At 62.9% G+C, this 13,063-nt stretch carries 16 protein-coding genes; 6 read left to right on the top strand and 10 right to left on the bottom strand.

The window, feature by feature from the left end; genetic code table 11:
- Positions 1 to 14: 14 nt before the first annotated feature.
- The 7 genes from BRAD3257_RS19520 to BRAD3257_RS19490 all read right to left on the bottom strand — a co-directional run bounded on the left by BRAD3257_RS19520 (position 15) and on the right by BRAD3257_RS19490 (position 7,338).
- The gene (locus BRAD3257_RS19520; RefSeq protein ID WP_122403152.1) at positions 15 to 965 is read right to left on the bottom strand and encodes a YVTN family beta-propeller repeat protein; all 951 of its coding nucleotides are present in this window, start codon (positions 963 to 965) and stop codon (positions 15 to 17) included.
- A 2-nt stretch (positions 966 to 967) separates the two neighbouring features.
- Positions 968 to 1,531 (bottom strand): SRPBCC family protein, encoded by a 564-nt coding sequence (locus tag BRAD3257_RS19515; RefSeq protein ID WP_122403151.1) that lies wholly within the window; start codon positions 1,529 to 1,531, stop codon positions 968 to 970.
- Between the two features lie 476 nt (positions 1,532 to 2,007).
- A complete protein-coding gene (locus tag BRAD3257_RS19510; RefSeq protein WP_122403119.1) occupies positions 2,008 to 3,093 on the bottom strand; it encodes an IS4 family transposase in 1,086 nt (361 codons plus the stop codon).
- A 440-nt stretch (positions 3,094 to 3,533) separates the two neighbouring features.
- A complete protein-coding gene (locus BRAD3257_RS19505) occupies positions 3,534 to 4,331 on the bottom strand; it encodes an AAA family ATPase (protein ID WP_122403150.1) in 798 nt (265 codons plus the stop codon).
- A 100-nt stretch (positions 4,332 to 4,431) separates the two neighbouring features.
- Positions 4,432 to 5,292 carry a PCC domain-containing protein gene (locus BRAD3257_RS19500; protein ID WP_122403149.1) on the bottom strand — a complete coding sequence of 287 codons (861 nt, stop codon included), beginning with the start codon at positions 5,290 to 5,292 and terminating at the stop codon, positions 4,432 to 4,434.
- Between the two features lie 9 nt (positions 5,293 to 5,301).
- Positions 5,302 to 6,909 carry an acyl-CoA synthetase gene (locus BRAD3257_RS19495; RefSeq protein ID WP_122403148.1) on the bottom strand — a complete coding sequence of 536 codons (1,608 nt, stop codon included), beginning with the start codon at positions 6,907 to 6,909 and terminating at the stop codon, positions 5,302 to 5,304.
- A gap of 102 nt (positions 6,910 to 7,011) precedes the next feature.
- Positions 7,012 to 7,338, bottom strand: a complete 327-nt coding sequence (locus BRAD3257_RS19490) for a hypothetical protein (protein ID WP_244607993.1) — start codon at positions 7,336 to 7,338, stop codon at positions 7,012 to 7,014.
- Between the two features lie 103 nt (positions 7,339 to 7,441).
- On the opposite strand from BRAD3257_RS19490, the gene BRAD3257_RS19485 reads away from it, so the two are divergent.
- Together BRAD3257_RS19485 and BRAD3257_RS19480 are read left to right on the top strand one after the other, a co-directional pair.
- Positions 7,442 to 7,801, top strand: a complete 360-nt coding sequence (locus BRAD3257_RS19485) for a hypothetical protein (protein WP_122403146.1) — start codon at positions 7,442 to 7,444, stop codon at positions 7,799 to 7,801.
- Positions 7,802 to 7,888: 87 nt separating this feature from the next.
- Positions 7,889 to 8,164, top strand: a complete 276-nt coding sequence (locus tag BRAD3257_RS19480; protein WP_122403145.1) for a GNAT family N-acetyltransferase — start codon at positions 7,889 to 7,891, stop codon at positions 8,162 to 8,164.
- A gap of 49 nt (positions 8,165 to 8,213) precedes the next feature.
- Here the strand turns inward: BRAD3257_RS19480 and BRAD3257_RS19475 are convergent, their stop codons facing one another.
- A complete protein-coding gene (locus BRAD3257_RS19475) occupies positions 8,214 to 8,609 on the bottom strand; it encodes an SPW repeat protein (RefSeq protein WP_122403144.1) in 396 nt (131 codons plus the stop codon).
- Positions 8,610 to 8,927: 318 nt separating this feature from the next.
- Here BRAD3257_RS19475 and BRAD3257_RS19470 point away from each other — a divergent pair, with 318 nt between their 5' ends.
- Entirely contained in the window at positions 8,928 to 9,203 is a 276-nt protein-coding gene (locus tag BRAD3257_RS19470; protein WP_122403143.1) for a GNAT family N-acetyltransferase, read from the top strand.
- A 51-nt stretch (positions 9,204 to 9,254) separates the two neighbouring features.
- Here the strand turns inward: BRAD3257_RS19470 and BRAD3257_RS19465 are convergent, their stop codons facing one another.
- Positions 9,255 to 9,653, bottom strand: a complete 399-nt coding sequence (locus BRAD3257_RS19465) for a DUF3597 domain-containing protein (RefSeq protein WP_122403142.1) — start codon at positions 9,651 to 9,653, stop codon at positions 9,255 to 9,257.
- Positions 9,654 to 9,989: 336 nt separating this feature from the next.
- Here BRAD3257_RS19465 and BRAD3257_RS19460 point away from each other — a divergent pair, with 336 nt between their 5' ends.
- Together BRAD3257_RS19460 and BRAD3257_RS19455 are read left to right on the top strand one after the other, a co-directional pair.
- A complete protein-coding gene (locus tag BRAD3257_RS19460) occupies positions 9,990 to 10,898 on the top strand; it encodes a DUF2189 domain-containing protein (RefSeq protein WP_162500268.1) in 909 nt (302 codons plus the stop codon).
- A gap of 131 nt (positions 10,899 to 11,029) precedes the next feature.
- Positions 11,030 to 11,854, top strand: coding sequence for a lytic murein transglycosylase (locus tag BRAD3257_RS19455; protein WP_122403141.1), 825 nt, complete (start codon positions 11,030 to 11,032; stop codon positions 11,852 to 11,854).
- Between the two features lie 74 nt (positions 11,855 to 11,928).
- Here BRAD3257_RS19455 and BRAD3257_RS19450 read toward each other — a convergent pair whose 3' ends face one another.
- Positions 11,929 to 12,192 (bottom strand): hypothetical protein, encoded by a 264-nt coding sequence (locus BRAD3257_RS19450; protein WP_244608021.1) that lies wholly within the window; start codon positions 12,190 to 12,192, stop codon positions 11,929 to 11,931.
- Between the two features lie 670 nt (positions 12,193 to 12,862).
- Between BRAD3257_RS19450 and BRAD3257_RS19445 the strand changes: the two genes are divergently transcribed.
- Complete coding sequence (locus tag BRAD3257_RS19445) at positions 12,863 to 13,015, top strand: DUF1127 domain-containing protein (RefSeq protein WP_007590701.1); 153 nt, start codon at positions 12,863 to 12,865, stop codon at positions 13,013 to 13,015.
- The last annotated feature ends 48 nt before the right edge of the window (positions 13,016 to 13,063 follow it).

Below are 13,063 nucleotides of genomic sequence, written 5' to 3'. Positions count from 1 at the left end.
TCCGCCTCCACCCCCTACTCCGTCCTCCGCAAAAACGCCCCGAACGCGCGCGGGCCGTCGCCGGTCTTGATCTCGCCGATCACCTTCAGCTCGACCGCATCGATGATGTCCAGCACGTTGCTCTCCCAGCAGGCGACGATGACGCGCTTGCCGTCGGCGGTCGCGTTGATGCCTTCGGGATAGTCGCCGACATTGATGCGCTTGATCGGCTTCAGCGTCGCAAGGTCGAACACGCTGACGGTTCCGCCATATTGGTCGGTGACGAAGCCGCGGCCCTGCGCCAGCGCCACCGCATAGGGGCGCATGCCGACCGGCACGCGGCCGATCTCTTTGCCTTCGGCGATGTCGATCACCGAGACATTATCGGAGCCGACATTGGCGGTGTAGGCGCGCCTGCCATCGGCGTCGATGGTGACGCCGAACGGACGGGTGCCGACCTTGATGGTCGCCTTGCGCTGGCGCGTCGCGGTGTCCACGATCGAGACGCTGTCGTCGTCGCGGTCCGCCGAGAGCAGCAGCTTGCCGTCCGGCGTGACGGCGAGGCCCGATGGCGAGGCGCCGACCGCGATGCTGGCGGTGACGCTGCGCGAGGCCGTATCGATCAGCCGAACCGCGGCGGCATACCAGTCCGCGACATAGACGGTCTTGCCGTCGGGCGCCACGGCAATGCCGAGCGGCCCGCCGCCGACCTCGACGCGGCCAGCGACCTGGCGCGCGGCGGCGTCCACCACCGTCACGGCCTTGGCATCGGGGCTCGTCACATAGGCAAAGCGTCCGTCCACGCTGACGGCGATGCCGGCCGGCTTGCCGCCGATCGGGATGGTCGCAACGCTGCGCGCGGTCGCGAGGTCCACGACCATCAGATCGTCGCTGAGCTGGTTGGTGACGAACGCCTCCTCGGCGACCGCGCCGCGGGAAGCGGCAAGCCAGAGGCTGGCGAGCGCCGCCAGGACCGGGATGCGCACGATCAGCTGCCGCTCTCGATCTTTTTCTTCAGCGCTTCGAGGCCGGTCTTGTAGAGCCCGCTCACCGCAGTTTTGGCGGCTTCGTCGCTCAGCTCCGGTGGCGGATCGTTGTTGGGATAGCCGCGATAGAATGCGCCAGCCCATTCCAGCTTGGACTTGCCATCGGGAGCGGGCGACACGCTGAGAGTCGAAGAATAATTGGTCACCGGCAGCACCTTCACGTCGACTTTGGTGATCCGGTACGAATAACTCATCATGTCGGGCTCGTACTTGTAGAGCTCCTCATCGACGGTTGCCCCGCCGGTCAGCGTCAGCTGGCGCGTTGCGCCGATCTCGTTGCCCCTCTCGCCCGTGGTCTTGGTCACAGGCGGTAGCCAGCTCATGTCCTGGAAGTTGCGGATTGCGGCCCAGACCTTGTCCTGCGGCGCGTTGATCTCGATGGATTCGCGCACCTTCTGCCGCGTCGGCCCATGGGCCCAGACCGGCTCAAAAGCTGCCGTCAGAGCCATCCCCGCCACCGCCAGCGCCGCCACCCCGGCGAGCGCCGTTCCGCTTCTCATCCTCATACCGTTTCCTCACTCCTGATCCTGCGCGACTTGGAACGCGCGCTGAGATCATCGTAGCGCATTTTTGGACCGTGGGGAGACCAGTTCGTGGTGCGGCTGTGGCAGGGCTTCTCCGTTCACACCATCGGTTGCGGTGCCCGACGGGCAAAACACGCCAAAGCCGTAAAACCACTGCGCAGGGAAGGCCCGATGTTTGGCTTCACCTGTATGCCGCTGTGCAGCTTCTCGTAGCGCAGTTTTCGCACAGTGGACCGTGGGTGCCCGGCCGGCACCCGGCCTTCCCCATAGGCGTTAAGGTAGCGCGAGCATCGATTGATACGGACGTTTTCGAGGAGGCTCGCGCAGGTGCCGCCCAAGCGCTCGCTTTCTGCGGCGAAAGCAACGGATGGTTGGTTGTGGAATGATCGCTTGTAGCAAGGATGCAACGAGTTGTTGCAAAACACGCCAAGCGCCAGGTGCCGTCAGGCGGCCTGCGTTCAGCGGGGAGAGTCCTCGAAGTCGCGGGCAAGCGGCTCGAGCAGCAGGATGATCAAGAGGTGTGCCAGCAAGTAGGGCTTGGCGGAGCGCGGATCGGTTCCAGGTGGCGTCTTGAGACCAATCAGACTCTTCAGTCGCTTGAAGCCAAGTTCGATGCGCCATCGCAGTCGATAGAGCGCGAGTACATCCTTGGTGGAGAACTCGTCCCGCGCGAGCGACGTGACCAGAATGACCCAATCCGCGGCTTCCAGAGTTTCTTTGGAGATGACGCGGTTTTCGTCTTGTGCGTCGCGCCGGGCTTTACGGCGCGAAGCCGCGACTGCACCGGCGGGCTTCTTGACTGCGACCAGACGCATAGCCAGAGGCGCACCGTCCTTGCGTTTGATCCAAATCCTCCGATCGATCAGTCCGTGCGCCTTCGCCGCACGCAATTGGGCCATCAGATCGAACGGAAGGCCTTTGGCATCAAGCCAACGTGCGTTCTTCCAGCCCGCTCGGATCAAAACGTCTGCCCCGGCGTCGCGCACAGCGGCGATGCGGTCAGGTTGTAGATAAGCGCGGTCAGCAATGCGGATCTCGTTCTTGACCACCGGTATCCGGTCAAACGTTTCGCCTTCTTGCTGATCTGTCAGCTCGAAGTGACCAAAGCGCTCATATGGCAGATCGAATGCACTATGAACGCGCCAAAGCTCACTGTTCCTGCGCGCAGCCGGTCCTGCCTGAGGCACTGTCGTCGCATCGATAATGCGGATCAGGCGGCCTCGGCTCGCTTTCGGGGCTGCCGCAGCGAGCAAGCCCTCCACCAGCACTGCAAACCAATCGCCACATTGACGCAGGCGATAGAACAACGCCACGCTGCTGAGGTCGGCAAGGCCAACAGAAGCGGCCCACGCGGCTGTCGATCTCAACCCTCTTTCACCCAGACAATAGGCCAGCATCAGCCGAAGTAACGACACCGCATCTGGAATTTGGCGCCGCCGCACGAAAGCCTTCGTCTGGCGCGCACTTATTTCAAGCTGCGCAGCCCCGCCGAGCTGCGTAACCACTCTCGTCCAGTCCTCGTTCAGAAGCGATTCGTCTGCCATCCCGCCTTGGAATCACGTGTGATTCCAACACTCAAGAACAAACTTAACGCCTATGCGGCCTTCCCTGCGCCCTCGGCACTTTCGAGGGCGGCAGCTGAAGCAAAGCTCGGGCACGATGTGCCGCGAGAACGGGGGACCGCGTGTGCGATTTAGATTCGAGTATGAAGATGAATTGCACTCTCGTGGCCGGACGCAGCGCATCCGCGGCGATGCGCTGCAGAGCCGGGACCCATCTCTTCTGCGTCGTACCGTGTCGCCATTTGAGTCCTGGCTCTGCGCCACAACGCTTGCGCGTTGCGGCTTGTCCGGGACACGACAGGTGAGCGCGGTGTGGCCCTCCACTCCGCCATTGCGAGCGTAGCGAAGCGATCCAGACTGCCGCCGTGGAAAAGATTCTGGATTGCTTCGCTTTGCTCGCAATGACCAGGAAGTGCCCTTGCCTACTCTCCCAGCGTCGCCTCCACGAACCCGCGCGGATCATCGCAGAACTCCCGCATCACCCGGTAATGATCCGTCTGCTCCAAAGTAACCGGCTCAAGGCCGTATTTCCCGAGCCGCAACAGTTGCGCGTTGGGATAGGCCATCAGCAGCGGAGCGTGGGTCGCCATGATCACCTGGCAATTGCCGGAGAGATCCATGCGATGCAGCAGCTTGAGGAAGTCCATCTGCCGTGCCGGCGACAGCGCGGATTCCGGCTCGTCGAAGATGTAAATGCCCTGCTTCTGGCAGCGCTCCTCGAAGAACACCAGAAAACCTTCGCCGTGGGAAAAGGAGAGATAGTCGGGCGCTTCCTGAACGCTCGCACCAAACACGCCTTCCATGGCGTGCGCAGCATCCACCGCCGAGCGGTCCAGATAGCGCGCGATGGAGAAGAACGTCTCGGCACGAAAGAACCAGCCGTCGGTCACCTTTGGCACCCAGGCAGCCCGCAACGCAGAGGACAGTTCATCGCCGCTGATCTCGATGCCGCCGCCGTCGACTTCCTGAAAACCCTTGCGGCCGCCGGTGCTGGCAAAGCCGGCCAGTCCCGCGATGCCCTCGAGAATGGTCGATTTGCCGCTCCCGTTCTCGCCGACGATGATCGTGACCGCGGCGTCGAAGCTCTGGTCGAACTCATCCCTGAACACAGGAAGACAGAACGGATAAGCCTCCCAGTCCTCGACGCGCGAGCGATCGAGCCAGACGCGCCTGAGATAAGGCGCACGCAACGTGGTCTGACGGCGTCGTGTCCGGCTCATGCTCCTGCCCCCTCTCTACTCAAAACCTTAATGGAACATAACAGGAACATCAATCGCACGGAAGCGGCATCTGCGGAAGACAGCAAGCTCCGGTCGAACCTTAACCCAAGGCCTCCAGCACAAGCTCCATCGTCATCAGCACGGGATTGTCGCCCCGGACGAGACGGCCCTCCGCGATACCGCCGGTGTAGTCGATCAGGGCAACATCGACTGCCGCTTCGACCGTGTGAGACGGACCGGACTCGATCGCGCCACACGTTATTGCCAGCTCCGTGGCGAATGGCTCTGTCACGCCACCGTGGGTAAACCGCGCGCCGATGGTCGAGCCGACGCCACCGTGGATCTTTGCGCGGGCAATGCCGTGCGCGTGACAGAACGCTTCGAGACAGCCGGCAAGATCCTGGTTCGGACGGAGCCGCAGCGCAAAGGCGCGGCTCGTCGTTCGCGCGCCGGTGCTTGCAGCCGCAACCGGCCCGAACAGCTTGAAGTTGGTCTCCGGATCCGGCTCGGCGATAAACATCGCACCATCGATGCCGAAAGCCTCGACCTCGAACGGCTCGGCGACGACAGTCTCATCCGGCATCATGTGGCCGCCGCTGGTCCTGCCGTCCGCCTCGGTCCACAGTCCATGGCAATGAAAGAACGGCGCGCCGTCGCGCGTGCCGAGCGTCATGCTGCCGAGCCTCAAGCGCGTCACGCCGTTGGGCCGGTAGGTGTCGCTGTAGAACGCCGCGTTCTCGCCGGTCTTCGACAGTGCCGGCATGACATAGGCGAACGGTCCGAGTGCGCCGCGGCGAAAATTCAGCACGCCGCCGGCAAAACCCTCCTCGGCAAAGCCGCGCCGCGCGGCTTCCAGCAGCGGCAGACCCGCCTGAAGCGTGAAGGAAAAGGCGCGCCCCCTCGTCTCCACCCACTGAATACGTTCGGGAGGCGGCGCTCCAGGCTGCTTGATCCTTCGCATCTCGTCTGCTCAGCCCGCCTGCTTCTTATCCAGATCGAGCAACCCGCGCGCCTCGAGCTCATCGCGCACCATCCGCTTCGGCACCTTGCCGTAGCCGGATTTCGGCAAGGCCTCCCAGAAGAAGAAGCGCTTCGGCATCTTGTAGCGCGGCACCTTCGGCGACAGGAACGCCGCCATCTCCGCCTCGCTCACCGGCTTTGCGCCTTCGCGCGCCACGCAAACGGCAACGCCGACCTCGCCCCAGGTCGCGTCCGGCACGCCGAGCACCGCAACCTCGCCGATCGCGGGGTGCGTCAATATCTTCTCCTCGATCTCGCGCGGATAGATGTTGGAGCCGCCGGAGATATACATGTCGGAGGCGCGCCCGGTGATGTAGACGAAGCCCTCCTCATCCATGTGGCCGAGATCGCCGGTACGGAACCAGCCGTTGCGGAACGCCTTCGCATTGGCTTCCGGATTGTCGTAATAGCCGGCGAACACGGCCGGCCCGATCACGCAGATCTCGCCGCTCTGATTGGCTTTGAGCTCGCGGCCCTCGTCGTCCTGGATCGAGACCTGCATACCGGTGCGCTCGAAACCGCAGGTGCCGATCTTCGTATGCGGGCCATCCTCGAGATCATGCAGCGCGGCCGGCAGCACGGTGATGTTGCCGGTGACCTCGCCAAGGCCGAAATACTGCACGATCACCTTGCCCAGCTTCTTCAGCGCCGCCTTCTGATCCTCCCGATACATCGGCGCGCCGGCATAGATGACATGGCGCAGCGAGGAGTGATCGTATTTGTCGGCGGCGGGATGCTCGACCATCATCTTCAGGATGGTCGGCACCGTGAAGAGATTGCTGACGCGATGCGCCTCGATCAGGCGGAACGCCTCGTTGATGTCGAATTTCTCGGTCGGCAGCAGCACGGTGCGCGCGCCCCGTGCGGTCTGCATCAGCTGATGCACGCCGGCACCATGCGACAAGGGCGCCACCACCAGCGAGGCATCCTGCTCGGTCGTACCGGGCGTCAGATCGGCGAGATGATTGGTGACGACGAAACCCATCTGGCCGTGGGTCAGCACCGCCGCCTTGGAGCGGCCGGTGGTGCCGGAGGTGAAGAAGAACCAGCAGGGATCGTCGTGCTCGACGGCGACATTCTCCACGGTCGCTCCGGTATGCGAGGCGATGGCGTCAGCCACCGAGCGCTCGCCGAACGCGGCCTTGCCGTCGATGCTCCAGGTGAATTCCAGCGCGCCGTCCTTCACCGCCGCAGCGTGCTCGGGGAAATCGACATGGCACAGGAACGCCTTGGCGCCGGAGGCCTGCGCGAGATAGCTGACCTCATCCGGCATCAGACGGAAATTGGTGGGGACCCAGACCGCACCGAGCCGGAACGCGGCGAACATGGAAACGAACATCTCCTCGCCATTCTTGGAATGGACGAGGATACGGTCGCCCTTCGCAATGCCGCGCGCGGCGAGCGCCGCGGCCAGCGCCGAGACCTGCGCATCGATCTGGCGCCAGGTCCAGGACCTGTCGCCCCAGACGAAGCCGGGGCGCGCTCCATGCCGCCGCGCATTCTGGGTCAGCATATAGGCGAGATTCATGACGCGGCGGGACATGCGCAGGGGCTGCATCGGGCTTCCTCTTCGACTGGCGGCACGCGAGCCGCCCGTTCATTGCAGCCCATTTATCGCCAACGCCAGCGCCCCTGCAAGGCCAGCTGCCGCGGACCAGCCCTATGGCTGCTCGAACGCAAAGGACGTCGCCGTGATGGCCTTCGTCTTCCAGCAGGCTTGCGGACCAAATCCGCCGCAGAAGCTGCCATGCAGATCGAAGCGGACGGTGCGCGCCGCGCCGCGCTTCACAGGCGGGACCATGATCTTGTAGCCGCGGACATAGCCGTCAAACACCTCGCGCACGCTGCCATCCGGCAGCATCACCAGGATCTTCATGACGCAGCCGCCGGTTCCGCAAAAGGTCGGTTGGCGATCGCCGCATTTGGTGTCCTGGAAATCCACGATGTAGTCCTCGCGTCCATCGCCGGTCAGATCGATCTTGCGCACGGTGTTTCGCGCGAAGGTTCGCAGCCGCAATCGCAACCGTTCAGGGAATTTTAAACATGATCGGCGCAACCTTCGTCCGTCTCCGCGTACAGAGTGCCGCATCATGGTCAAAGCGCCCGCCCTCCTCCTGTTGTCGCTGGCGCTCGCCGGGTGTGCTATGGCGCCACAGACTCATCTGGCTTCCGATCCTGCCTTCAAGCCTGCGCGCTATGCCTGGGATGGCGCCGGTGAGGATCCCAATCGGCCGCACGCTGCCTCGCAGCCAACGCGGGCCGCTGCCCGTTCGGAGCGCAGCAGATCGCAAGTCGGGCTTCAGTCCTCTTCCAAGGAGTGGTGGCAGGCGCAGGACGCCACAGAGGCCGAACAGGACGCCAGGGTCAACCGCTCCCTGGTCATCTGCCAGGGCTGCCTCCGCCCGCAGCCTCAGGCCGAAGATTCCAGGCTGGCCAGAGCGACCGATTGAACCGAACGGCTTCAGATCGGAAACCACCGACCGGACCGTGCGTTACGACTTCGTGCGCGAGGCTGGCAGCTATGCAGGGGCGACGATATGAGCGACGTCATCAACAACAAAGCCCATCACCGTTATGAGCTCGAGGTGGACGGTCATCTTGCGACCGAGCACTACAAGCTCAACGGCAATGTCATCACATTCGAACATACCGACGTGCCGAAGGAGCTCGGAGGCAAAGGTGTCGGTTCGAAGCTGGTGCAAGGCGCACTCGATCAGGTCCGCGCCGACGGATTGAAGCTGATCCCACAATGCCCGTTCGTGAAGGCGTGGATCGACAAGCACCCGGACTATGCGGATCTCGTGACGCGATGAATGCACAGGCCCGCCGTCAGTAGCCGGCGGGCCTGCCGATATCTACGGCCTATTGTCCATGCTTGAGCATATCCTGGTCGGTCAGATCCCAGTCCTGCCACAGCTGGAGTATGCCGAGCAGCACCACCACCGCACCGAGGCTCGTGTGATAGATGCGGAGAAAGCCCTCACCGGAATAGCCGAGCGCATAAGGCGAGGCGATGAGCCAAAGTCCGACCAGGATCGTCGTCACCTCTTGCCAGCGCTGCAACGCGACATATTCGAGCTGGCTGAGGCCAAACACGACCAGACCGACCGCGACCGCGTTCAGGATGACCATCTCATGTCCGGTCATCGGTTGATCCTGGATGGGAAACCATGGCGAAGCCACGATGACCGCCCCAAGCAGCATCCCGCACCAGTCTTCCCATGTTCGATGAGTATCAAAGAAACCAGAGTCCGACATCGTACCCTCCTACACAAGAGGCATACGTCTGCGGCTGGCGATCATGACACTCCGAATGTCTAGCGACCCTGCCGGCCGCATTCGGGCGTATGTCCTCCGCAGGACGTGGGAACCGAGGTCCGGCTTGCAAGAGCGGTACCGAGGATTATTTGCGCTCGCCGCACCATGCTCGCAAAGCGCGATATCCATACTGCACTGCGGTCGCGGCAGTGCGCGTTTGCATATACCTCCTCTGCGCCAATCTCCCTTGATCTCACTTGGCAAGGATGGCGTCGGCCTCCTAGATCAGGAGACAATCGGCATTTCGGAGGATCCCGCATGGCGGCTTCGGTACGCGACAACAAGGACAGGAGCCGCTTCGAGCTCGATGTCGGCAGCGACATCGCCTTCGCCAACTACCGGCTGACGCCGTCGGCCGTGATCATTACCCACACCGAGACGCCGCGCGCGCTGCGCGGCCGCGGCATCGGCTCCGAGCTGGTCAGGGGCGCGCTGGACCTGATCCGGCGCGACGGCAGGAAGGTGATCGCCGGCTGCGGCTTCGTCGTCGACTATCTCGACAGGCATCCGGAGGATGCGGATCTGATCGCCTGAAAGCGAAGGGGGTCCGCGAGATGGCAGCCCCTTTTTCGCGACCCAGGCGGATCAGTGCTTGATCTCCGGCGGCAGCTTGCCGCCATTGGCGGCGAGCTTGGACATTACCTGCTTGTGCAGCCAGACGTTCATGCTGGCCGAGTCGTTCATATCGCCGCTGTAGCCCAGCTCCTTGGCGAGATCCTTGCGCGCAGCGAGGCTGGAATCGATGTCGAGCGCCTTCATGAGGTCGACGATCGAGGTACGCCATTCCAGCTTCTCGCCCTTATGCGCGGCCGCTGCCTTGTCGACGATCGCCGCCACGTCGACCGCGGCCATGGGCGCTGTGGCCGGCGCCGAAGCGCCCGGCGTCCCTGCGGGCGCGCTGGGCGAAGCCGCGCCACCGGCGGGGGCGGCGGAGACCGGCTGGCTGCCGAAGATCGCGCTCATGATTTTCCCGAAAATGCTCATGTCTGCTCCCCGAAAAGGAATCCGTTGGAAGGGCCTTGAGTGGCACTTATAGACGAAGTTACTGCGTCGCGCCCGCGAAGCTCCGCGAACGACCAGCAGCATCAGCTTATCTGCGGCGAAATGACGACAGAATGACATCGTCGTGGTTGCGCCGCGGCATTGAATTTCACCCGAGCGCGAGGGACAGGACTCGGACTTGGGAGTATGGTTGTCGTTCAGCTCGCGATGTCATCCGGAGTTCGCATCTGGTCGGGATTGCGAGATTTCAGAGAATGGCGGCCGCTTGCGCCGTTTGCTGGCGCCGGGCTCGGCTGCCTGGCAAGGGAGCTAGCGACCATGGCCACACTCTACCAAGGCAATGTCCCCACGATGGCCCAGCGCTCGGATGCGGCTGGGCCAGTGATCCGAACCATCAAATTGTCCGATCTGCACGACGCGCTCAGGCGCGGTTGGGAAGACTTCAAGGCCGTTCCGAGCCACGCCATTATCCTCTGCGTGATCTACCCGGTGCTTGGCCTCGTGCTCGCCCGCGTGGTGATGGGCTATTCGGTGCTGCCGCTGTTGTTTCCGCTGGCTGCCGGCTTCGCGCTGATCGGGCCCTTCGCGGCGCTCGGACTCTACGAGCTCTCAAGCCGGCGCGAGCGCTATGAACCGGCCAGCGCCTGGGATGCCATGGAGGTACCGCGTTCGCCCTCGTTCGGTGCGATGCTCGGCCTCGGTACGGTGCTGCTCGCCCTGTTTGTCACTTGGGTTGCGACCGCGCAGGCGATCTATGTCGCGGCGTTCGGGTACGAGGGCGTCACCGGTTTCTCGGATTTCGCGACGCGCGTGCTGACGACGCAGCAAGGCTGGTGGCTGATCGTGGTCGGCTGCGGCACCGGCTTCCTGTTCGCGCTCGCCGCGCTTTGCATCAGCGTGGTGTCGTTTCCCTTGATGCTCGACCGTCATGCCGGCGCGTTCGAGTCGATGGTGACTTCGCTGCGCGTTGTCGGAAGAAACCCGGTACCGATGGCGGCCTGGGGCCTGGTCGTGGCGGTGCTGCTCGCGCTCGGCACGATACCGGCCTTCCTCGGCCTCGCCGTGGTGATCCCCCTGCTCGGGCACGCCACGTGGCACCTCTACCGCAAGGTGATCGTGTCGGAGCCTGGGGCACGTCCGGTGCCGCCCCCGCCGCATCGTCCGCGCAAGCCGGCCGCCGACTTCCCGGCCAACCTCTTCCCTTGGCGAAACCGGACCGACGCCTGACGACATCGTGACATGCGATCCTGCCTCGGCTCGGGCAGGATCGCGCCCTGTCGCGCGCCTTGCTTTGGCCGCGGTTCCGGCCGAGATTGCGCCCCGCCGGTCAGATCGCTCCACGGAATTCATTTACCCGAATGCCCCCGACGATTTCTCGTCTCGCTCTCGCAGCCTTCGCCCTCTCCGTTTCAATCCTGTCCGCCCAGCCAGCGCTCGCCGCGGTTGCCTGCGGCTCGGGCAATTTCGACGCCTGGCTTGCGGATTTCAAAACCGACGCTGCGGCAAAAGGCATCTCGCAGCAGGCCATCGCTAGCGGGCTTGCCGGCGTGACGCTCGATCAGAGCGTGCTCAACCGCGACCGCTCGCAAAAGGTCTTCAGCCAGACCTTCGAGGAGTTTTCCGGCCGCATGGTGCCGCCACGCGTGCAGCGCGGCTCCAACATGATGAAGCAATACGGATCCGTGCTGTCGCGCATCGAGCAGGCCTACGGCGTGCCCGGCGAGGTCTTGGTTGCGATCTGGGGTCTGGAGACCGATTTCGGCGTCAACACCGGCAAGTTCGCAACGATCCGCTCGCTGGCAACGCTTGCCTATGACTGCCGTCGCTCGGAGCAGTTTCGCGCCGAGCTGATGGATGCGCTGCGCATCATCCAGCGCGGCGATCTTGCACCTGCCGACATGAAAGGCGCCTGGGCCGGCGAGCTCGGTCAAACCCAGTTCATGCCGTCGTCCTGGATGAAATACGCCGTCGATTTCGACGGCAATGGCAAGCGTGATCTCCTGCATAACGCGCCTGACGTGCTCGCCTCCACCGCCAATTATCTCGCAAGCTATGGCTGGCAGCGAGGCAAGGATTGGCAGCCAGGCAGTCCGAATTTTGCGGTGCTACAGCAGTGGAACAAGAGCGAGGTCTATTCCAAGACCGTCGCCTATTTCGCAACCCAGCTCGCTCACGCCCCCTGATGCCTCGGACAAGATGAGTAAGGCCGATCGCACGGCGACCGGCCTTCTCTCGGTGCCTTGGCTTCCGGACGTCCCTATTTGCCCGTGGTCGCCTGCATCGCCTTGTTCAGATGCGCGCCGCATGCGGCCATTTTGCCGTTGAGCAGCGCGTCCTGCGCCGCCGCGATTTCCTTCTGGGCGACGAACTTGCTGTCGCCGTCGGCCATGTTCTCGATCGCAGTCTCCGTCTTCTCCAGATTGGCCCCGCTGCAACCGCCCATGGCGTGCTTGGCGGCGTGGGACGGCGCGACCGCGAATGCGGCGGCAGCAATTGCGATAACCCCGAGTAACTTCTTCATGATGTTACTTTCCTTCTCTTGTTCTTGGGCCAGAACCAGCGACATTGCCGGAATCTGCAAGAATGACTTTCCTCTGCTTGCGGCAACTTGCCGCAATAAATTCCCCGCGAGAATTGCGTGATGTTGCGAGCCGCGCAGAGCCGCATGCGAAACTTCTGATTTTCATTACAACTTCGTAATCGGAGCACCCGCTTGACGTGTGCACCGCATCAAAGGGGCGGTCAGTCTCAGTCCGAAGAGGCCAGCGCATCCGCCTTGGCTCGCAGTTCCAGGCTCGCCATTAATCTAGCCATTTCGGACTCCACCTCAGGAACAATAGAATCTTTGTTCATTTCATGAGTTCATGCGATTCGCGCATGAGAAACTTGGGCTTACAAGCTGACCCATCGTGTTGCAGATCAAGAGGGAGCAACTTATCTCAAGGTTTTTCGGAGCCGAGATGTGTGAAATAAGCAATTGATTTACATGCATTATATTGCAACGCACGACATGATCCGCCGAACTCATGAGCGACACTGCCGAGAGGTTAATCATTTCTTGCCGACGCTATGCACCTATCGCCTAGCTGCATCGCAACATCGGAACTTTCGCAGTGCACCACACTCACCTATATTCATTTCAACGATGAGGCCTAAAGGCAAAGGCTGAATCGAACTACAGGAGACTACCAATGCTGCTCTCGCTCATCCGCATGATCCAGGCCTTCCGGGACTATCAGCGCAATGTTGCCGAGCTGTCCCAACTCAGCGATCGCGAACTGGCCGATATCGGCCTCGATCGCTCGGACATCCCGCGCGTTGCCGCCGGTCAGTATCAGGGCTGATACCGTTCAGCCCTCCACCGGACGGACCGATAGCGCCCGCCTTGTGCG

Origin of the sequence: Bradyrhizobium vignae, from assembly GCF_900324035.1 — a bacterium.
GTDB lineage: Bacteria > Pseudomonadota > Alphaproteobacteria > Rhizobiales > Xanthobacteraceae > Bradyrhizobium > Bradyrhizobium vignae.
Note: the sequence above shows the minus strand (reverse complement) of the source record. Positions and strands in the feature narration are given on the sequence as shown.

Coding starts and splice junctions, on each gene's coding strand:
- BRAD3257_RS19460 (WP_162500268.1), top strand. CDS start 9,990: ATGGCCACACTCTACCAAGGCAATGTCCCCACGATGGCCCAGCGCTCG.
- BRAD3257_RS19510 (WP_122403119.1), bottom strand. CDS start 3,093: ATGGCAGACGAATCGCTTCTGAACGAGGACTGGACGAGAGTGGTTACG.
- BRAD3257_RS19485 (WP_122403146.1), top strand. CDS start 7,442: ATGGTCAAAGCGCCCGCCCTCCTCCTGTTGTCGCTGGCGCTCGCCGGG.
- BRAD3257_RS19500 (WP_122403149.1), bottom strand. CDS start 5,292: ATGCGAAGGATCAAGCAGCCTGGAGCGCCGCCTCCCGAACGTATTCAG.
- BRAD3257_RS19445 (WP_007590701.1), top strand. CDS start 12,863: ATGCTGCTCTCGCTCATCCGCATGATCCAGGCCTTCCGGGACTATCAG.
- BRAD3257_RS19480 (WP_122403145.1), top strand. CDS start 7,889: ATGAGCGACGTCATCAACAACAAAGCCCATCACCGTTATGAGCTCGAG.
- BRAD3257_RS19470 (WP_122403143.1), top strand. CDS start 8,928: ATGGCGGCTTCGGTACGCGACAACAAGGACAGGAGCCGCTTCGAGCTC.
- BRAD3257_RS19505 (WP_122403150.1), bottom strand. CDS start 4,331: ATGAGCCGGACACGACGCCGTCAGACCACGTTGCGTGCGCCTTATCTC.
- BRAD3257_RS19495 (WP_122403148.1), bottom strand. CDS start 6,909: ATGCAGCCCCTGCGCATGTCCCGCCGCGTCATGAATCTCGCCTATATG.
- BRAD3257_RS19465 (WP_122403142.1), bottom strand. CDS start 9,653: ATGAGCATTTTCGGGAAAATCATGAGCGCGATCTTCGGCAGCCAGCCG.
- BRAD3257_RS19515 (WP_122403151.1), bottom strand. CDS start 1,531: ATGAGGATGAGAAGCGGAACGGCGCTCGCCGGGGTGGCGGCGCTGGCG.
- BRAD3257_RS19475 (WP_122403144.1), bottom strand. CDS start 8,609: ATGTCGGACTCTGGTTTCTTTGATACTCATCGAACATGGGAAGACTGG.
- BRAD3257_RS19455 (WP_122403141.1), top strand. CDS start 11,030: ATGCCCCCGACGATTTCTCGTCTCGCTCTCGCAGCCTTCGCCCTCTCC.
- BRAD3257_RS19450 (WP_244608021.1), bottom strand. CDS start 12,192: ATGAAGAAGTTACTCGGGGTTATCGCAATTGCTGCCGCCGCATTCGCG.